Below are 18293 nucleotides of genomic sequence, written 5' to 3' on the forward strand. Positions count from 1 at the left end.
CGGCCGGTGCTCGAATCATCCGTACCACGGCGCGCCCGGCCGGATCCGGAACACTGCCGTCCCCGCCCGGCGCCCGATCGAGCCAGGCGGGTGTCACCCGGGTGCCACCGCGGCCCGTACCGCCAGCGCCATGGTCACACCGCTCGACAGCAGCGCCGTCACCAGCCGCCCCCGGTGCCCCGTGAGGGCGCGGCCGAGGAGGGCGCCGCCGCCGGCGATCAGCAGCTGCCAGCTGGCGGAGGCGGCGAAGACGGCGAGGACGAAGACGCCCTGTTCCAGCGGGCGGGCGGCGTCCCCGGCGCGGGTGCCGAGCACCAGGGCGGCGAAGTAGAGCACCGTGGTGGGGTTGAGGAGGGTGACGCCGAGCAGACCCAGATAGGCGCGGCCGGGACCGGGCGGCGGCTGCTGGGACCGGGTGGTGAGCCGGCGCGCGTGGTACTGCCGTACGGCGGCCACGGCGCCCAGCACCGCCAGTGCCGCCAGGACCACGGCCGAGGCCCAGCGCAGCGGCCCGAGCAGCGGCCGCAGCGTCGCCGCGAGGGCGGAGCCGCCCACCGTGGCGAGGAGCGCGTAGAGACCGTCCGCGCTCGCCACGCCGAGAGCGGCCGAGGCGCCGGTCCGCAGGGACGTACGAGCGGTGAGGGACACCAGGTAGGTCGCGACCGCGCCGACGGGTACGGCGACGCCGTACCCCGCGATCAGGCCCGCGACCAGCGCGGCCGTCACGGGCGCGCGGGATCGGGCCTCCGGGGGCCGCCGGGCTGCTGCTGGACGCGCACCGGAAGGACGGCGGCGGGCATCGGCGGCAGGATGGTGTCAGTGGTGAACATGCGGGCGATCCTGCGGCCCGCGAGTCGGCACCGCAACCGAATAACGGCCCGATCACGACGGCCGCGGGCATGGTGTTCGGCCAGAAGGCGCGGATCACCGATCTGGCCGAACTTGCCGTCGCCTCATAGATGCCCCGGGCATCTAATGAAGATCGGCACGCACCCTTCGTCTGCGAGGTCCGCCATGACGGAAACGACCGCACCGATGGCTCACCCCGAGCCCGTCGCCTTCCCCCAGGACCGCACCTGCCCCTACCAGCCACCGACCGCCTACGACCCGCTGCGCACGCACCGCCCCCTGGCCCGCGTCACCCTCTTCGACGGCCGCCCGGCCTGGCTGGTCACCGGCCACGCCACCGCTCGCGCGCTGCTGTCCGACCCGCGACTGTCCTCCGACCGCAACCGCCCCGGCTTCCCGGCGACCACCCCCCGCATCGCGGCCGTCCGCGACCGCAGGGTCGCCCTGCTGGGCATCGACGACCCCGAACACCGCGCCCAGCGGCGGATGGTGGTCCCGGACTTCACCCTCCGGCGCGCCGCCGAACTGCGGCCCGCCATCCAGCGGATCGTCGACGAGCGGCTGGACGCCATGATCGGCCAGGGACCGCCCGCCGAACTGGTCGGCGCGTTCGCGCTGCCGGTGCCGTCCATGGTGATCTGCTCCCTGTTGGGCGTCCCGTACGCCGACCACGAGTTCTTCGAGGAACAGTCCCGCCGTCTGCTGCGCGGTCCGGCGCCCTCCGACACCGTGGACGCCCGGAACCGGCTGGAGGCGTATCTGGGCGAGTTGACCGACGACAAGGCGAAACAGCCGGGACCCGGTGAGGGCATCCTCGACGACCTCGTCCACCACCAGATGCGCGACGGCACGCTGGACCGCGCGGACGTCGTGTCCCTGGCCGTCATCCTGCTGATCGCCGGCCATGAGACCACCGCGAACATGATCTCGCTCGGCACCTACACGCTCCTCAGGCACCCTCAGCGGCTGGCCGAACTCCGTGCCGATCCCGCGCTGCTGCCCGCCGCCGTCGAGGAACTGCTGCGGCTGCTGTCGATCGCCGACGGGCTGCTGCGGACCGCCCTGGAGGACATCGAGGTGGAGGGGACCGTCATCCGGGCCGGTGACGGCGTGGTCTTCGCGACCTCCGTCATCAACCGCGACGAGTCCGTCTACGCCGAGCCCGACACCCTGGACTGGCACCGTCCGGCCCGTCACCACGTCGGCTTCGGCTTCGGTATCCACCAGTGCCTGGGCCAGAACCTGGCCCGCGCGGAGCTGGAGATCGCCCTGGGAACCCTCTTCGCCCGGCTGCCCGGACTGCGACTCGCCGCCCGACCGGAGGAGATCCCGTTCAAACCGGGCGACACGATCCAGGGGATGCTGGAACTCCCCGTGACCTGGTAGGAGGCTCCTGCCATGCACATCGACATCGACAAGGACGCCTGCATCGGCGCCGGCCAGTGCGCCCTGGCCGCCCCGGGCGTCTTCACCCAGGACGACGACGGCTACAGCGCCCTGATCCCCGGCCGGGAGGACGGGGGCGGCGACCCGATGGTGCGGGAAGCGGCCCGGGCCTGCCCGGTCGGCGCGATCAAGGTGACCGAACCGGCCGGCTGACCTGGGCTGGCGCCTTCACCAGTAGGGTGCCCGGATGACCGAACAGGCCGGGAAACCCTTCCTCTACGTCGTCGTCTGCGCGGCCGGGATCGCGGCGGACGTCAGCAAACTGATCACCGCCGCCCAGGAGCGGGACTGGGAGGTCGGCGTCCTCGCGACGCCGGTCGCGACGGGCGGTTTCTTCGACACCGCCGCCGTCGAGGCGCAGACCGGCCGTCCCATCCGGTCGGCCTGGCGCAGCCCCGGCGACCCGCGCCCCTTCCCGCCGCCCGACGCGGTCGTGGTCGCCCCCGCCACGTTCAACACCGTCAACAAGTGGGCGGCCGGCATCGCCGACACCCTCGCGCTCGGCACCCTGTGCGAGGCCGCCGGTCTCGGCGTCCCGATCGCCGTGCTGCCCTGCGTGGCCGACGCACTGGCCGCCCATCCCGCCTACCAGGAGAGCCTGATACGCCTGCGCGGGATGGGCGTCCGGTTCGGCGACCCGTACTCCGGTGAGCCGCCGCGGGACGGCGGACGTCCGGACTTCGCCTGGGAGCGCGCGCTGGACCTGCTGGAGGGACCTTAGGGCCTGATCAGCCGGGCAGGCCCTGGTCAGCGGCAGCCGACCGTCGGCCCGGCCAGCGTGCCGCCGGTGTACAGGGCCTGGCCCTGCGGCATCCAGTAGCCCAGTTTGGACACCACCGTGGAGCAGGTGCCGCCGACCGTCACCCGGACGACCACCTTGGCGGGACGGCCCGGCTGGAGGTCGGTGAGCGCGCAGTCCAGGGAGTGGGCCAGCCGGGTCTTCGACGGATAGCGGCCGACCAGCGGGTTGACGCAGCGCCCGTCGGCGGTGGACAACCGCACTCCGCTGCCCTCCTCGCCGATCAGCCCCAACCGCGCACTGCCGTCACCACGCGCACTGTCACGGTGGACCGTGTACGTCAGCGTCGTCACGGCACCTGCCCGCACCGCCTCCCGGTCCACCTGGATGCGGTGCGTCCGCTCGGGCGGCGGCGCGGTGAGGGTGAGCCTGGCCTGCACGGTGCCCCGCAGATCGACCGCGGCGGGCGCCGACCGTACGCGTACGGTGGCCGAGATGTCGTACGTCCCCGGGCCGGGGTACTGGGCCGCCCCGGGCAGCGTCCCGGACAGGGCCGTCCGCTCGCCGTGCCGGGCCGTCCACCGGCCCGAGGTCTGGCAGGCGTAGCGCACCCGTGTTCCCGCCCGCCCGCACGTGGCCGGGGCGGAGACGGACATCGTGGGGGTGCCGTCGTCCGCGCACAGGCTGACGGTGGCCCGCTGGCCGTGCTCGCCGCGCAGGACCCCGGCGGTCGCGCACAGCGTGGCCGGCGGCTCGGGCACGACCGCCCGTGGCGGAGCCGGTCGCCCCCAGGCGGGCGAGACGAGGACGAGGGGCAGCAGCGCCGCCCCGGCCAGAATCCTGGGCGTGCTCGGACGTGTCGGCACGGCGGTTCCTCCGTACGGCCGTGACCGGCCGTACGCCGGTCGCCTCCGCCGAGGATGCGGCACCCCGGCGACCGCCCGGCCGTTCCCACGCCGACCGGTCACCTGCGGGCAGCAACCGCGCGCCGGTCCGTCCCCGTGGCTCCTGCGGCCGCGGTCTCACCGCGTCCTGCGCACGTACCCGTCACTGCCCGGCGTGGAGACCAGCACGTCCCGGCGCACGATGCTCAGCCGTCCGCCGAAGCCCGCCACCGCCTTGCGCAGGCCGGCGTCGGAGTACTCGACGACGAGGACCCGGTCGTCGAAGGCCTTCGCGTACGTCCCGCACTCGTCGAACTCGGCGCACTCCTCCGCCACCGCGAAGTCCAGCCCGGTCCGTTTCCGCTCCCCGGCCAGCTCCACGGTGTTCTTCTGGCCGATGGCCAGGTGCCGGGCGTGGGCGTGCCGGGCCAGCAGGGTGATGAAGGCGGTCGCGTCGTCCGCGGTCAGCAGGTGCCGGGAGCGGGTGTAGCTGTCGTAGTTGTCCGGCTCGACGGCGTCGAAGCCCTTGGCCGCGCAACGGTCGATCCAGTGGTCGACCCGCTCGGCCACGCGCCGGCGTTTGGCGGGCGTCCGGATGTCCAGCAGCGGCTCGTTCCAGTCCCTGTCGACGACCACCTTGCCGTGCGCGTCGCGCAGCAGTAGGTCGGCCGGCCAGGAGGCGCGCTCGCCGGGCTGGGCCTGGAAGGCGTTGACGTAGCAGACGTTGTACAGACCGGGTGCCGGGGAGGCCGAACGGTCGCGGCTGACGATCCGGACACCCGCGGGCGGGCGGTAGGGGCCGCCGATCTGATAGTCGAAGCCGGCGGCGCGCGGCGGGAGGCGGACCGCCCCTTTCGCCGTGCCGGCCGCGGGCGGCCCCGGCTTGCCACCGGAAGAACCGCATCCCGCGACCCCGAGGGCCGCGCCGACGGCGAGTACGACGGCGCCGGCGGCCGTTCCGAGACGTCCGACGCGGGAGACATCCTGGGTGGCTGGTGACGGCACGTGTGTGATCAAATCCCCCGCCTGCGGCGGCCGTCAAGTCGGGCCCGGCAGGTGACCTGGGACGACGTACGCTCGACTTCCGGCAACCCACCCGAAGGCAGGAGCGGCAACGATGCAGTACGTGAAGCTCGGTTCGACGGGCCTGGACGTCTCGCGGATCTGTCTGGGCTGCATGACCTACGGCCTGCCCGACCGCGGCGTCCACGAGTGGACCCTCGACGAGGAGGCGGCGCGCCCGCTGATCCGGCAGGCGCTGGAGGCGGGCATCAATTTCTTCGACACGGCCAACGTCTACTCCGACGGCACCAGCGAGGAGATCGTCGGCCGGGTGCTGCGCGAGTTCGCCGACCGGGACGAGATCGTCCTCGCCACCAAGGTGCACGGCCGGACGCGGCCCGGACCCAACGGCGCCGGGCTGTCCCGCAAGGCGATCATGACGGAGATCGACCACAGCCTGCGCCGCCTCGGCACGGACTACGTCGACCTCTACCAGATCCACCGCTACGACCGTCACACCCCCGTCGAGGAGACGATGGAGGCGCTGCACGACCTGGTCAGGGCGGGCAAGGTCCGGTACATCGGGGCCAGTTCGATGTACGCGTGGGAGTTCTCCAAGGCGCAGTACACGGCCGAGCGGCACGGGTGGACGAAGTTCGTGTCCATGCAGAACCACTACAACCTCCTCTACCGGGAGGAGGAGCGGGAGATGCTGCCGCTCTGCGCCGACCAGGGCGTGGGCGTACTGCCCTGGAGTCCGCTCGCCCGCGGCCGTCTCACCCGCGACTGGGGCGCCGTGACCGAGCGCAGCGCCAATGACGACTTCGGCAGCAGGCTGTATCCGGAGAGCGACCGTACGATCGTCGAGGCCGTCACCCGCATCGCGGGCGAGAGGGGCGTGCCGCGCGCCCAGGTGGCCCTGGCCTGGCTGCTGCACCAGGACACGGTGGCCGCACCGGTCGTCGGCGCCGCCAGGCCGCGGCACATCGAGGACGCGGTGGCCGCCGTCGAACTCTCCCTGAGCGACAAGGAGATCGAGGAGCTCGAGGCGCCCTACACCCCGCACGCCATTAGCGGGCACTGACGGTCAGTGGGGTCCGTGCGGTGCGAACTCGGTACCGCACGGACCGGCTCCCTCGCTGAGGGGCAGCGGGACCCGGTCGCCCGCCATGGACAGCGTCCGGTAGTAGCCGCCGATCCGCTCGGCCGAGCGGCCGACGTAGTGCCCGATGAAGGAGCGGCGGAACCGGTCCGCGCTGCGGTTGGGCGAGGAACCGTGCACCAGACTGCCGTTGAAGAACAGCACGTCACCGGGCGCCATGTCGACGGCCACCGCGCTCAGACCGGGCGGCGGCGGCACGTACTCCCGCGCGAACGACAGCCGGGCGTCCGCCTCCTCGGGGCAGAACAGGTCCATCCGGTGCGTGCCGGGGACGACCTCCAGCCCGCCGTTGTCCCGGTCGATCACATCGCAGGCCACCCATGCGGCCACACAGGTCCCCGGCTCCACCCGGAGGTAGAAGTTGTCCTGGTGCAGGGCCTGCCCCCGGCCGCCCGGGGGCTTGAAGTAGAACATGCTCTGCGCGGCCAGCACCTCCTCCCCGAGCAACGCCTCGAGGACCGTGCGCAGCCGGGCGTCGAGCAGGAACTCCCGGGCCGGGCCGCTGATCTCGTGCGGATGCATGACCCTCGGGTACGCGTCCAGCGGGTCGGCCGCGCCGTCGCCCGGTGCGGGGGTGCGGGGCTCGAAGTGCCCGGGCACCGGACCCGCCGCGCGCAGTGCCGCGAACTCCGCGCACAGCCGGTCGGTCTCGTCGTGTCCGAACAGTCCGCGTACCACCGTGAACCCGGCCTGCTCGAACTCCCCGACCCGCTGCCGCAGGGACTCGGACGCGATGGCGGCGCTGCTCTCCGTGGCTGTCATGACCTCAACGCTACGCAGCCCCCGCCGGGCGCGTAACGGGCGATTACCGTGCCGGGACGGGGGAGAACCACTAAAACCGGGCTGTTGACAATTCGTCAAAATGCCCGTGCGGACAAGCGGAACGCAAAACCGGGGGATCCCTTGTTCCGGCCCGCTGGCCTGTGCAAAGGTGTGCCCTGTCCACGGGCGGACAATTCCGTGTCGCACTCCGCATGCTCGGGGCCGCTCCCGTACGCCCCGCCGGCGCTCCAAAAGAGCCGCCGAAGGTGCGCGTTCGAGATGCCGAAGCCCGTACGGGTGTCCCGATCGTGTCGCAGGGCCGGATACCATACCTCTTGGTATGGACTAAATCCCGTGCGGCGTCTTGGAGGAATGCACCGGTGAATGACGCAGGCCTGTCGAATTCCCCCACTCCGCCTCGGCCGTTCGACGTCCCGGACGAGCAGCTCAGCGCGGAGCTGAAGAAGTGGACAGGAGCGACGCCCGCGCTGCATCCCGTCGGTGAGCTCCTCGACCGGCACTGGGAAGCGGCCTTCGCCTATGCCCGGCTGTGCACCGACGGACCGCGTGCGGCCGGCATGCTCACCACCGCGGCCTTCACCCGGCTCTTCGGCGCCACCATCAGACAGGCGGGTCCGACCTCGGCCTGGAGACCCGAACTCCTGGTCACCGTGCGCCGTATCGCGGCGGAGTGGGACAACGACGGCCGGCAGGAACTCCTCCACCCCGAGCTGCGCTCCGGCACCGGCGACGGCGAACGCGCCGCGGTCCGGATGCTGCCCCCCGCGTACCGGCGACTGATCTCCCGCGCGTTCCAGCGGCTGCCCCAGTCCGCGCGCGCCGTGCTGTGGCACACCGAGGTCGAGGCCGAACCCCTCGCGATCCCCGCCGCGCTGCTGGGTCTGGACGAGGAGGGCGTCCGCGTGGAGCTGGGGCGTGCCCGTGAGCGGCTGCGCGACGAGTGCCTGCAGGCCCACCGTGAACTCGCCGAGGACGGCGAGTGCCTGCGCTACATACGGATGCTGGACGTGACCTATCGGCGGGCCGGCGTCGACGTCGACCCCGACCTCCAGCGGCATCTGAACGGCTGCCGGCACTGCCGGGACACCGCCGACCAGCTGGACGGGTTCAACACCGGGCTCGGGCTCTCCCTGGCCGAGGCGGTGCTCGGCTGGGGCGCCGCGGCCTACGTGGAGTCCCGGGCGGCCCGCGCCGAGGCGCCCGCCGGGCAGGAAGGCGGCGCCCCGTCGGCCGGGGGCGAGCACGCGGCCGCCATCGCGGCGGGTCTCACCGGCGGCAGCCCCTTCACCGGCGCGGCACCCGACCTGGCGGGCGGCGAGTCCTTCACCGATCCGGTTCCGGGAGCCTTCGCAGGCGCTCCCTTCGCCAACCCGGCAGCGGGCCCGCCGGGCGGCGCGTCCCCGGCCGCCCCGGAACCCGCCCCCATGGCGAGCGACGGGGTCGCCACCGCCGCACCCGCGTCCGGTGGCGAGCCCCGCCGGCCCCGTGGCGCGCGCCGCGCCGAGCGCCCCGGCTCCGGCGGAACCGCACCCCGGAGCAGGCGCCGGAGCACCTCTCGCGCCTCCACCCCGGACGGCGAAGCGGCCGCCGACGCCTCGAGCCCCGCCTCCCGCCGTTCCGCACAGCGGGCGGCCCGCCGCGTCCGGCGGCGCAACCTCTCCGTGGCCGTGGCCACCGTGAGCGGGCTGGTCGTGCTGCCGCTGGTGCTGTGGACGGTGCTCGGCTCCGGCGACGGTGCCACCCCCGCCGCGAGCGGCAAGGACGGCAAGAAGCCCGGTTCCGGCTCCTCGACGACGAACCCGTCCTGGGTCGGGTCGGGCCAGACCGCCAAGGGCACCCTGCGCGGCCGGCTGCACAACCTCGCCTCCGGGCTGTGCGTCGGCGTCGTCGGCAAGAAGGCCGTCGAGGGCGCCGAGACCGAGCTGGCCACCTGTTCCTCGACGGCGAGCCAGCAGTGGACGTACGAGACCGACGGGCAGCTGCGCAGCGCCGCCGACCCCGGCCTGTGCCTCGACTCCCACCTCGGCTACTCGGTCCAGCTCGCCCCGTGCACGGCCGCCTCCGGCGTCAATGTGCGCTACGACTTCACCCTCCAGGGAGCCCTGGTGCCGCGCGGGGAGCAGGACCTGGCGCTGGCCCCCGCCGCCACCGACGGCGCGGGTGCCCTCGTCGTCAAGACCCGCGTGGACAGCGACGTCCAGCGCTGGGTGATCGACACCTCCAAGTCGGACCTGCAGATGCAGAACGTCAACTGGGACGCCGACAGCGCGCCTCTGGCGACGACCTCCGCCCCGGTCACGCCCAAGTCCGCGAAGACCCGTTCGCCGGCGCCCACCCCGTCGAGCACCCGGCCTGCCTCCTCGCACAGTGCGAAGCCGACACCGTCGAGCACCGCCTCCACCGACATGTGCGCCTACAACCCGTACTACTGCGGCTGGGGCGGTCAGTACGGCGGCCAGAGCGGTGGCCAGTACGGCGGCCAGAGCGGTGGCCAGTACGGCGGCGGATGGGGCGGCGGCACCGGCTACGGAGACGGCTCGGGCTTCGGCCACAGGGGCCGCTGAACCTCCAGCTGATCCTCCAGGGGCAGGCGGACCCCGCCGTCAGTGGTGCGGCGGCGGGGCGGGCGGCATCGTGGTCAGGGCCGGGGCCGCCTCCGGCCACACCAGCAGTACCGGGCACGGAGCGTGGTCCACGGCGAAGCGCACGGCCGGGCCCAGGCTGTGCGGCCCGAGGCGTGCCCGGTCCCCGTCGCGGGCCAGCACCAGCAGATCGGCGCCCTCGGCGGCGGCCACCACCTCCCGCTCGACCCGCCCGGCCCGCTCCAGCCGGGTGCAGGGCCGCCCCAGCCGCTCGGCCGCCGTCTCCAGGAGCTCCGCGGCCGAGCGGCCGCCGAGGCCCTCCAGCCGGGTGCCCGGATCCCGGTCCGGACGGCCGCGGCCCAGCAGCCCGGCGAAGGCGCCGTGCGCGACGCCCGGCACGTCCGGCCCGCTGACATGCAGCAGCACCACGTCGGACGCGTTCGGGGCGTGGGTGCCCACGGCGTCCACGCAGGCGGGCCAGGTGCCCTCGACGAGCCACACGATCACACGCATTGCGGTCGGCCTCCCTCGGTCGCACACCAGCTCTCTCACAGCACCCGCTGCCTCACGCCACCCGCTGTCTCACACCACCTGCAGCGACCCCCACAGTGCCACCACGGCCAGGACGAGCGCCGACGGCACGGCCAGCAGTCCGAGCCGGGTGAACTCCCCGAGGTCCACATCATGTTCGTGCTGGTGCACGATCCGCCGCCACAGCAGCGTCGCCAGCGAACCCGCGTACGTCAGGTTCGGGCCGATGTTCACCCCGAGCAGCACCGCCAGCACGGCGCCGGGCCCGGCCGGCGCGGCCAGCGGCAGCAGGACCAGTACGGCGGGCAGGTTGTTGATCAGGTTGGCCAGGACCGCGGCCAGCGCGGCCGTGCCGAGCAGTGCAGGCAGCCCCGTACCGCCGGGCAGCACGTGCCCGAGCGCGTCGGCGAGCCCGTTGTCCACCACGGCGCGCACCACGATCCCCAGCGCCAGCACGAATGCCAGGAAGCCCGGGGCCGCCGCCCGCACCACCGTCATGGGCGTCGCCCGCCTCCGCAACAGCGCCCGGCCGGCGAGCACCAGCACCCCCGCCGCCGCGGCCCATGCCGGATCGACGCCGACCGCGGACGCCACCACGAACCCGGCCAGCGTGCACGCCACGGTCACCAGCGCGAACAGCGGCAGTCCGGGCGGCTTCCCGGCCCCGTCCGTGCCCGGGGCCGCCGCCGACAGGTCACGGGCGAAGAACCGCCGGAACACCGCGTACTCCGCGCCGATCGCCACCAGCCACGGCAGTGCCATCAGCGCGGCGAACCGGGTGAAGCCCAGCCCGCTCGCCGCGAACGCCAGCAGGTTGGTCAGGTTGGACACCGGCAGCAGCAGCGACGCCGTGTTCGACAGATGGGTGCAGGCGTAGACGTGCGGCTTGGGCCGTACACCGGTGCGGGCGGCCGTGGCGAACACCACCGGCGTCAGCAGCACCACCGTGGCGTCCAGACTGAGCACCGCCGTGATCACCGAGGCCAGCGTGAACACCGCCGTCAGCAGCCGAACCGGCCGCCCGGCCGCCCGGCGGCCCATCCACGCCCCGCACCACTCGAACAGGCCCTCGACGTCGCAGAAGTGCGCCAGCACCAGCACCGCCGCCAGGAACCCGACCACCGGGCCCAGCCGTTCGGCCTCGGCCCGGGCGTGGTCCACGGAGATCGCGCCGGTGACGACGGCGATCCCGGCCGCGGGAACGGCGAGTACCGCCTCCGGCCAGCCGAAGGGCCGCACCACGGCCCAGGCGAGCACGGCGACGAGCAGAACGACCGACAGGGCCTCGGCGAGCGGGGTGTTCAGGGCTCGGTCCTTCGCTTCGGTGATCGACGAGTGCCCGCCCATGAAAGCAGACGTCGGTAAGAGGCCTACGACGCCCCCGTGCCCGCCGCGCCCAGGAACTCCGCCCAGCCGCCTGCCGGGGACTGCCCCGGGCTCAGCGTGCGCATCGTGCGCAGGACGGCGGGGTCCTGCGCCTCCAGCCACGCCACCAACTGCTTGAAGGAGACGAAGCGCACGTCGTCGTACTCGGCCATCCGGCCGATGGCCTCCTCGACGGCGTCCATGTAGATGCCGCCGTTCCAGCGCTCGAAGTGGTTGCCGACGAAGAAGGGCGCGCGGTTGGTGGTGTAGGCGCGGTGGAAGCCCGCCAGGTACGTGTCGCGGGCCTGCGTGCGCCACGCGTCGTACCGGGAGCGGTCGCCCAGCGGGTTTCCGGCGGATTGGTTGTACATCATGTTGTAGTCCATGGAGAGGACCTGGAAGGAGTGGCCGGAGAAGGGTATGGACTGCAGCGGGAAGTCCCAGATCCGGTTGCCCTGCACCTTGCCCGGCCAGATCTGCAGCCCGCCGGGCGAACTGGCGTCGTACTTCCAGCCGAGCGCGGCCGCCGTCGGCAGCAGCGCGGCCTGGCCCTCCAGGCAGGGGGTGCGGCCGCCGATCAGCTCCTTGCGGTAGTCGAAGGGCAGCGGGTCGAGATCGGTGAAGCCGGTGTTCGTCCGCCACTCGGTGACGAAGCGGACCGCCTGGTCTATCTCGCTGCGCCACTCGGCGCTCGACCAGTTGCGCACCCCGTCCGCGCCGCAGAAGTGCCCGTTGAAGTGCGTGCCGATCTCGTGGCCCTCCAGCCAGGCCGAGCGCACCTGCTGGAGCGTGGCGTGGATGTGCCGGTCGGCGAGATAGCCGATCGCGGACGCGCCGACCGGGTGCTGCGGCGGGTGATAGAGGTGCTTCTTGGACTCGGGCAGCGTGTAGATGCCGCTGAGGAAGAAGGTCATCTTCGCCCCGTGGTCGGCGGCCACCTTGCGGAACCGGGAGAACAACCTGTTGCTGAGCTCGCCCGCGCCGTCCCAGGAGAACACCACGAACTGCGGCGGCCGGGTACCCGGCTTCATCCGCGTGGCCTTCGGCTGGTGCGGCTGGGCCCCGGTGTCGGCGGTGGAACCGTCGCCGATCTTCTTCAGCGGCCGGGCCTGCGCCGTGCTCCGGCCGCTTCTGGAGCCGTCGCCGCCCAGGGAGATTCCCCCGGCCGAGCAGGCCGAGAGGGCGCCCAGGGCGCCCGCCGTGGCTCCCGCGGTCAGCAGACGCCTGCGTGAGATGCCGCTCATGTTCCGTCCCCGATTTCCTCGTCGCGGCCCCGTCGGGGGCCTCATCGCTGTTGCGGTCGACGGGTTCGATGGGCGGCTGCGGCCAAAAGATCGGGGCGGACGGTGCCTGTTCCCGTCCTGTGACAGTCGGGACGCGGCGATGACGAACCCCGCTGCCCGGGGGAGTGGCAGCGGGGTCCGGGTCAGGGCTCGTGCAGGCGGGCCGGCGGGTGGATCAGGCGCCGGTGCCGGGAGCGATGACGGTCAGGAAGACGGACGAGGAGTTGCCGGACACCGGCACCGCACCGGCCGTCCACTTCACCTTGAGCTGGTCCCGCTCGTCCGGCGGGGTGACGAGCAGCGCGGCGGGCGTCGCCGTCTTCGCCTCGCTGATCTCCGGGTTGGAGAAGCTCAGGCCGGCCCACGCGCTCTGTCCCGGCTTCAGCGTGACCGTGGCGGCTTTGCCGGAGGAGCGCTTCGGGTCCGGGCCGAGCTGGGTGCCGGAGGCGTTCACGAAGGCGGCGCCGGGATAGCCGTGCAGGGTGCAGGTGCGGGCGGACTTGTTGGTGAGCACGACGGGGAAGTTCTCCTGACCCGCGCCCGGGTTGTTGCGGCCCACGGTGGCACTCAGCTCGGAGGTGTGGCAGCGGGTGCTCCTGCCCGCGTCCACCGCGCTGTCGCCCGTGCCCGTCGTGGCGGTCGGTTGCCGGGACGACGGGGTGCCGGCCGGGGACGCGGCGCTCGGCGACGCGGGGGCGCTGCCGCCCGAGGTGTGCGTCGCACCCGTCGGCCCGTCCGACGCGGGGGATGCGTTGCCCGGCACCTTCTGCGGGGCACCGCCACCCGTGTCGTTGCCGCATGCGCTCATGAGGCCCAGTACGGCGACCGCACTCCCGAGCACGGCCGCTCCACGCAAGGACTGGGAGGTGTACGCCATGTCTCTCAACACTCCTGCAAGGTCGTGGCACGCGCCGTGTCGGCGGGTGTCCGCGGCGCCTCGTGCGCCGTCATGAGAGTCCGATGCGCCGAGCGGCCGCGAAGTTCGCGGTCCGCGCGGCTTTTTCGCCCGTTCTTCCGTACGGGTTCCTCCCGCACGGGTGCTTTCCGCGCGGCGACTCCATGGGATGTCTCCCTGGGGTCTTCCCTTCCGGGGCGGTGCGGGTCACCCGTCAGGTGACCCGGAGCGAGCGGAGTATGCGCTCCGTCGCGTCGGCCTCCCCGGTCTGGCGTATCTGCACATACGCCTGAGGCTGTGCCTTGCCGCTCGCCGGGCGCAGCGCTGTCTCGCTGATCGAGCCGCCGCCCGGGCAGCCGTTCCAGGTGCGGATCCGGCCCTGCCATGCCGCGGCGGTGTAGGCGCGGCTGCCGTCGTAGTGGCAGCCGCCATGGGCGAGCGCGTTCACCTTCGCGGTGACGTCGCCGTGCTCGCTCAGGCCGACGAACACCCCGTCCACCCCGGCACCGAGGTCCGGCCACTTCGCGAGGTCGTCGGCGACCGCGAGCCCCGGCTCGTGCCCGGGGGCCAGGCCCAGCGCCTTCGGGTCCCAGCCGGCGTCGCGCAGTTGGCGGCCCCAGCCGGAGGGCACCTCGGCCACGATCCGGCCGGTGGAGTCCTCGACCCGCACCTCGTCGGGCGGCGAACCGGCCGAGGAGCCCCCGTGGACCAGCGTCACCGTGACGGCCGCGGCCACGGCGGTCAGGACCGCGGCGACCGAGAGGGTGAGGGCGCCGATCCTCCGGCGCACTCCGTCGAGCCGGTGTCGCCGCGGGGCGGCGGGCGTCCGCACGGCCAGCCGGTCCAGTTCGTCCGCGAACGCGGTCGCGTCCGGCCAGCGTCGCTCGCGGTCCGGCTCCAGCGCCCGCAGCAGGGCGCGCTGGACCTCGTCGGCGAGGTCCGGGCGCAGTCGCCGCGGCGGTACGACCCTGCCCGGCGGACCCGGGACCGTGCCGGTGACCAGCTCGTAGCCGACCGCGCCCAGAGCGTAGACGTCGGCCCGGGCGTCTATGCCGGCGCCGGGCTCGGCCTGCTCCGGCGGCTGGTACCCGGCCGAACCGGCGGCCAGGGTCAGGCCCGACGCCTGGGCCAGGCTCTTGGCGAGGCCCAGGTCTGCCAGCAGCACCCGCAGGCTGCCGTCCGGCGCGGTGCGCAGCAGTACATTGCTCGGCTTGACGTCCCGGTGCACGATGCCCGCCTCGTGCAGGGCCGCCGCGCCGCGGGCCGCCAGCGCGGTCAGCCGCAGCGCCTCGGGCACCGGCAGCGGGCCGTCGGCCAGCCGGTCGGCGAGGGTGCCGGCGTCGGCGTACTCCATGACGAAGTACGGCCTGCCGTCGGCGAGTTCACCGATGTCGTAGACCTGCACCACCCGGCCGGAGTCGGCCTTGCGCAGCAGGCGTGCCTCGGACAGGAACCGGTCGCGGACGTCGAGGCGGTGCGACCAGTTCTCAGCGAGGACCTTCACCGCCACCGGGGCCTCGAGCTGGTCGTCGTGGGCGAGCCACACCGTGCCGAACGCGCCCGAGCCCAGGCGTCGTTCCAGGCGGTAGCGGCCGATCCGCTCGAGGGAGTGCATACGACTATCATGCCTGCTCGGAGATCGGATCCAAGGGGGACCTGCGGTGTACGACGCGGCGCTGACCGAAGACCTCGCCCGGCGTGCCGCCGCGGGCGATCCGGCGGCCCTGGAGCGGTTGCTGGCTCAGGTCCGGCCCGAGGTCGTCCGGCGCTGCGGACGCTTCCTGCCCTGCCGGGAGGACGCGGAGGAGGCCGCACAGGACGTGCTGCTGCAGATCGCCCGGCGGATCTCCACCTTCGAGGGCCGCAGCCGTTTCGGCACCTGGCTCTACACCGTCGTCGCCAACTGCGCCCGGCAGAAGTACCGCGAGCTGAAGCGGCGTGCCGCCGAGCAGCCGGCCGCGATCGAGCCCGCCGCGTACGTCGACCCGCGCACCACCAGTGTCATCGCGGGCTCCCGTGTCGACCTGCTGGAGGCGCTGGACCGCCTGGAGCGGGAGCACCCGCACCTGGTCGCACCGCTGGTCTACCGGGACATCTGCCAGCTGGAGTACGCCGAGGTCGCCGAGCGTGTCGGGATACCGCTGGGCACCCTGAAGTCCCGGCTGCACGAGGCCCGCAAGCAGGTGCGGCCCTGGCTGACCGCGTCCTGACCTCCCACGGCCACCGGCGCTACTGATCTTCCTGGTACAGCTCCAGCTCCGCCCAGATCGTCTTGCCCTCGGCGGTGTGCCGGCTGCCCCAGCGCTGGGTGAGCTGGGCGACCAGCAGTAGTCCGCGGCCCCCCTCGTCGAAGGTCTTGGCGCGGCGCAGGTGCGGGGCGGTGTGGCTGGTGTCGGACACCTCGCAGATCAGTGTCGCCGCGTTCTGGATCAGCCGTAGCCGGATCGGGCGTGCTCCGTACCGGATGGCGTTGGTGACCAGCTCGCTGACCACCAGCTCCGCCGTGAAGGCCAGCTCGCTCAGCGACCACTGCTCCAGTTGCCGGCCGACCTGCTTGCGGATCGGGGCGACCAGCGCCGGATCGGCCGGGATGTCCCACGTCGCCACCTGGGAGGCGGGGAGCCCCTGGGTGCGGGCGAGCAGCAGCGCCACGTCGTCGGCCGAGCCGCCCTGGGGGAGCAGGGCGCGCAGGATCCGGTCGCAGGTCTCCTCCAGCGAGCCCGCGTATCCCGCCAGGGCCTCGTTCAGCAGCCGGTGACCGGTCTCCGCGTCCCGGTCACGGGACTCGAGCAGGCCGTTGGTGTACAGGGAGAGGACGCTGCCCTGGGGCAGGTCCAGCTCGGCGGACTCGAAGGGCAGTCCGCCCAGGCCCAGCGGGGGCCCGGCCGGCAGGTCGATCTGCCGGGGCGCCCTGCCGGGCAGCAGCAGCACGGGCGCGGGGTGCCCGGCACGGGCCAGTGTGCAGCGGCGCGACACCGGGTCGTAGACGGCGTACAGGCAGGTCGCGCCGACCTCGCCGGTGCTTGCGTCGCCGCCCGACTCCTCGGCCAGCCGCAGCACCAGGTCGTCGAGGTGGGTGAGCAGCTCGTCCGGGGCGAGGTCGATGTCGGCGAGGGTGCGGACCGCGGTGCGCAGCCGGCCCATGGTGGCCGAGGCCTGGATGCCGTGGCCGACGACGTCCCCGACGACCATCGCGACCCGCATCCCGGACAGCGGGATCACGTCGAACCAGTCGCCGCCCACCCCGGCGCGCGCCGCGGGCAGGTAGCGGGACGCGGCGAGCAGGGCGGCCGTGCGCGGCAGGGTGCGGGGGAGCAGGCTGCGCTGGAGGGCGAGGGCGGTTTCCCGCTCGCGGGAGTAGCGGCGGGCGTTGTCGATGCAGACGCCGGCGCGGGCCGTGATCTCCTCGGCGAGCAGCACGTCGTCCGCGGTGAAGGGGCCGGACCGCCGGTACCGGGTGAGCACCGCGACCCCCAGGGTCAGGCCGCGGGCCCGGATCGGCACGGACATCGTGGCGTGGATGCCGAGCTCCCGTACCCGTTCGGCACGCGTCGGGCTCCAGGCCAGCCACTGTTCCAGGTCGCGGGAGGCCGTCGAGGCGATGATCGTGCGGCCCGCCGTGAGCGAGGCCCCCTGCGGGGACGAGGCCGGATAGAGGTCGGCCTGACCGGGCTCGGCCACGGCCTCCGGGGTGCCCGGCAGCAGGGACCGGTGCGCGACCCGGAGCAGCCGGACCGGGGCGGTGACATCGGCCGGGGGCTCGCCGCCGTATTCCTGGGGATCGAGCAGGTCGACGGTGACGAAGTCGCCGAGTGCCGGCACGCACATGTCGGCCAGCTCCTGGGCGGTGGTGACGACGTCGAGGGTGGTGCCGATGCGCACGCTCGCCTCGTTGACTATCTGGAGCCGCTCCCGGGCCAGGTGCTGCTCGGTGAAGTCGTGGGAGGCGAGGCACACCCCCCGTACCCGGCCGGAGTCGTCGGTGATCGGGGCCATGCGGGCCAGCCAGGCGTATCCGCGGCCGTCGGCGCCGATCGGCACGTAGGAGTGCACGTCGTACCCGCGGCCGGTGGTGAGCACGCGGTGCAGGTGCTGCTCGATGTCCACGCTCTGCGGTCGGCCGTTGATCTCGGGCATGCGCAGCCCGCGCAGACGCTCCTGCGGCAGACCGAGTTCCTCGGCCATGGCGTCGTTCATCCGGCGCAGTCGCAGCCGTTCGTCGTAGATGGCGATCGCACAGGGTGACTGCAGGAGCTCGGCCCGCTCCAGCGGGTCGTCGGGCGAGGGCGGCGCGTCGCCGTCCAAGGGGGTGACCACGAGCCAGCGGCCCGGGCGGTCGCCGTTCGGCGGGGTGTGGTGGGCGAGCACCCACACGGACACCGCCGAGCCGTCACGGTGACACAGCGTGATCATACCGTACCAGCGGTCAGCACCGCGAGCGAAGGGCAGGGCCTTGTCCCCGCCGGCCAGCATGGTCACGGCGGAGCGGCCCAGGATGTCGGTGGCGTTCCAGCCCAGCAACCGCCGGGCGCCGGCGTTCCACTCGAGCAGGGTGCCCCGGTCGTCGATGACAGCCCGCGCCGTCGCGGCGTCGTCGAACGGATACACCGGGCTCATGGTCGGACTCCATCGCGCACACTCACTGTGAACACGGGCGTTACTCGGGGTCCAGCCTAGTGCGTCCCGCTGCAGGCAACCCCGCGGGGACGGGGCAGCGTCAAGGGCCGAATCAGGCCGATGTTGCTCCTGAGGCAGGTGTACGGCCCCGCACC

At 73.5% G+C, this 18293-nt stretch carries 16 protein-coding genes; 6 read left to right on the plus strand and 10 right to left on the minus strand.

What is annotated here, in order from left to right; translation table 11 throughout:
* Positions 1-93: 93 nt before the first annotated feature.
* Positions 94-726, minus strand: a complete 633-nt coding sequence (locus ACFYZQ_RS05910; RefSeq protein WP_389142091.1) for a LysE family transporter — start codon at positions 724-726, stop codon at positions 94-96.
* A 288-nt stretch (positions 727-1014) separates the two neighbouring features.
* Here ACFYZQ_RS05910 and ACFYZQ_RS05915 point away from each other — a divergent pair, with 288 nt between their 5' ends.
* The 3 genes from ACFYZQ_RS05915 to ACFYZQ_RS05925 are packed head-to-tail and all read left to right on the plus strand — an operon-like array spanning position 1015 to position 3016.
* Positions 1015-2235: a cytochrome P450 gene (locus tag ACFYZQ_RS05915; RefSeq protein ID WP_389142093.1), complete on the plus strand. Its 1221-nt coding sequence runs from the start codon at positions 1015-1017 to the stop codon at positions 2233-2235.
* Between the two features lie 12 nt (positions 2236-2247).
* On the plus strand, positions 2248-2448 hold the full coding sequence (locus tag ACFYZQ_RS05920; RefSeq protein WP_388793772.1) for a ferredoxin: 201 nt from the start codon (positions 2248-2250) through the stop codon (positions 2446-2448).
* Positions 2449-2482: 34 nt separating this feature from the next.
* Positions 2483-3016 (plus strand): flavoprotein, encoded by a 534-nt coding sequence (locus tag ACFYZQ_RS05925; RefSeq protein WP_389142095.1) that lies wholly within the window; start codon positions 2483-2485, stop codon positions 3014-3016.
* Between the two features lie 26 nt (positions 3017-3042).
* Here the strand turns inward: ACFYZQ_RS05925 and ACFYZQ_RS05930 are convergent, their stop codons facing one another.
* Together ACFYZQ_RS05930 and ACFYZQ_RS05935 are read right to left on the minus strand one after the other, a co-directional pair.
* Positions 3043-3900, minus strand: coding sequence for a hypothetical protein (locus ACFYZQ_RS05930; RefSeq protein WP_389142097.1), 858 nt, complete (start codon positions 3898-3900; stop codon positions 3043-3045).
* A 156-nt stretch (positions 3901-4056) separates the two neighbouring features.
* The gene (locus ACFYZQ_RS05935; RefSeq protein WP_389142099.1) at positions 4057-4923 is read right to left on the minus strand and encodes an endo alpha-1,4 polygalactosaminidase; all 867 of its coding nucleotides are present in this window, start codon (positions 4921-4923) and stop codon (positions 4057-4059) included.
* A gap of 112 nt (positions 4924-5035) precedes the next feature.
* On the opposite strand from ACFYZQ_RS05935, the gene ACFYZQ_RS05940 reads away from it, so the two are divergent.
* The gene (locus ACFYZQ_RS05940) at positions 5036-6004 is read left to right on the plus strand and encodes an aldo/keto reductase (protein ID WP_389142101.1); all 969 of its coding nucleotides are present in this window, start codon (positions 5036-5038) and stop codon (positions 6002-6004) included.
* Between the two features lie 3 nt (positions 6005-6007).
* Here the strand turns inward: ACFYZQ_RS05940 and ACFYZQ_RS05945 are convergent, their stop codons facing one another.
* Positions 6008-6844, minus strand: a complete 837-nt coding sequence (locus ACFYZQ_RS05945) for a phytanoyl-CoA dioxygenase family protein (RefSeq protein ID WP_389142103.1) — start codon at positions 6842-6844, stop codon at positions 6008-6010.
* Between the two features lie 380 nt (positions 6845-7224).
* Between ACFYZQ_RS05945 and ACFYZQ_RS05950 the strand changes: the two genes are divergently transcribed.
* Positions 7225-9429 carry a ricin-type beta-trefoil lectin domain protein gene (locus tag ACFYZQ_RS05950; RefSeq protein WP_389142105.1) on the plus strand — a complete coding sequence of 735 codons (2205 nt, stop codon included), beginning with the start codon at positions 7225-7227 and terminating at the stop codon, positions 9427-9429.
* A 39-nt stretch (positions 9430-9468) separates the two neighbouring features.
* Here ACFYZQ_RS05950 and ACFYZQ_RS05955 read toward each other — a convergent pair whose 3' ends face one another.
* From ACFYZQ_RS05955 to ACFYZQ_RS05975, 5 genes are all read right to left on the minus strand, one after another.
* Positions 9469-9960, minus strand: a complete 492-nt coding sequence (locus ACFYZQ_RS05955) for a universal stress protein (RefSeq protein ID WP_389142107.1) — start codon at positions 9958-9960, stop codon at positions 9469-9471.
* A gap of 69 nt (positions 9961-10029) precedes the next feature.
* The gene (locus ACFYZQ_RS05960; RefSeq protein ID WP_389142109.1) at positions 10030-11325 is read right to left on the minus strand and encodes an arsenic transporter; all 1296 of its coding nucleotides are present in this window, start codon (positions 11323-11325) and stop codon (positions 10030-10032) included.
* Between the two features lie 23 nt (positions 11326-11348).
* Positions 11349-12587: a hypothetical protein gene (locus ACFYZQ_RS05965; protein ID WP_389142111.1), complete on the minus strand. Its 1239-nt coding sequence runs from the start codon at positions 12585-12587 to the stop codon at positions 11349-11351.
* A 214-nt stretch (positions 12588-12801) separates the two neighbouring features.
* Entirely contained in the window at positions 12802-13503 is a 702-nt protein-coding gene (locus ACFYZQ_RS05970) for a DUF4232 domain-containing protein (RefSeq protein ID WP_389142113.1), read from the minus strand.
* Between the two features lie 232 nt (positions 13504-13735).
* Entirely contained in the window at positions 13736-15136 is a 1401-nt protein-coding gene (locus tag ACFYZQ_RS05975; protein ID WP_389142115.1) for a serine/threonine-protein kinase, read from the minus strand.
* A 46-nt stretch (positions 15137-15182) separates the two neighbouring features.
* On the opposite strand from ACFYZQ_RS05975, the gene ACFYZQ_RS05980 reads away from it, so the two are divergent.
* Positions 15183-15731 (plus strand): RNA polymerase sigma factor, encoded by a 549-nt coding sequence (locus ACFYZQ_RS05980; protein WP_389142117.1) that lies wholly within the window; start codon positions 15183-15185, stop codon positions 15729-15731.
* Positions 15732-15750: 19 nt separating this feature from the next.
* Here ACFYZQ_RS05980 and ACFYZQ_RS05985 read toward each other — a convergent pair whose 3' ends face one another.
* Complete coding sequence (locus tag ACFYZQ_RS05985) at positions 15751-18138, minus strand: SpoIIE family protein phosphatase (protein ID WP_389142119.1); 2388 nt, start codon at positions 18136-18138, stop codon at positions 15751-15753.
* Positions 18139-18293 lie beyond the last annotated feature (155 nt).

Origin of the sequence: Streptomyces sp. NPDC001843 (assembly GCF_042891955.1) — a bacterium.
Classification (GTDB): domain Bacteria; phylum Actinomycetota; class Actinomycetes; order Streptomycetales; family Streptomycetaceae; genus Streptomyces.

What these genes read in the sequence shown, in the direction of transcription:
- ACFYZQ_RS05920 (WP_388793772.1), top strand. Translation starts at nt 2,248, where the DNA reads ATGCACATCGACATCGACAAGGACGCCTGCATCGGCGCCGGCCAGTGC.
- ACFYZQ_RS05915 (WP_389142093.1), top strand. Translation starts at nt 1,015, where the DNA reads ATGACGGAAACGACCGCACCGATGGCTCACCCCGAGCCCGTCGCCTTC.
- ACFYZQ_RS05925 (WP_389142095.1), top strand. Translation starts at nt 2,483, where the DNA reads ATGACCGAACAGGCCGGGAAACCCTTCCTCTACGTCGTCGTCTGCGCG.
- ACFYZQ_RS05940 (WP_389142101.1), top strand. Translation starts at nt 5,036, where the DNA reads ATGCAGTACGTGAAGCTCGGTTCGACGGGCCTGGACGTCTCGCGGATC.
- ACFYZQ_RS05975 (WP_389142115.1), bottom strand. Translation starts at nt 15,136, where the DNA reads ATGCACTCCCTCGAGCGGATCGGCCGCTACCGCCTGGAACGACGCCTG.
- ACFYZQ_RS05955 (WP_389142107.1), bottom strand. Translation starts at nt 9,960, where the DNA reads ATGCGTGTGATCGTGTGGCTCGTCGAGGGCACCTGGCCCGCCTGCGTG.
- ACFYZQ_RS05945 (WP_389142103.1), bottom strand. Translation starts at nt 6,844, where the DNA reads ATGACAGCCACGGAGAGCAGCGCCGCCATCGCGTCCGAGTCCCTGCGG.
- ACFYZQ_RS05970 (WP_389142113.1), bottom strand. Translation starts at nt 13,503, where the DNA reads ATGGCGTACACCTCCCAGTCCTTGCGTGGAGCGGCCGTGCTCGGGAGT.
- ACFYZQ_RS05960 (WP_389142109.1), bottom strand. Translation starts at nt 11,325, where the DNA reads ATGGGCGGGCACTCGTCGATCACCGAAGCGAAGGACCGAGCCCTGAAC.
- ACFYZQ_RS05965 (WP_389142111.1), bottom strand. Translation starts at nt 12,587, where the DNA reads ATGAGCGGCATCTCACGCAGGCGTCTGCTGACCGCGGGAGCCACGGCG.
- ACFYZQ_RS05985 (WP_389142119.1), bottom strand. Translation starts at nt 18,138, where the DNA reads ATGAGCCCGGTGTATCCGTTCGACGACGCCGCGACGGCGCGGGCTGTC.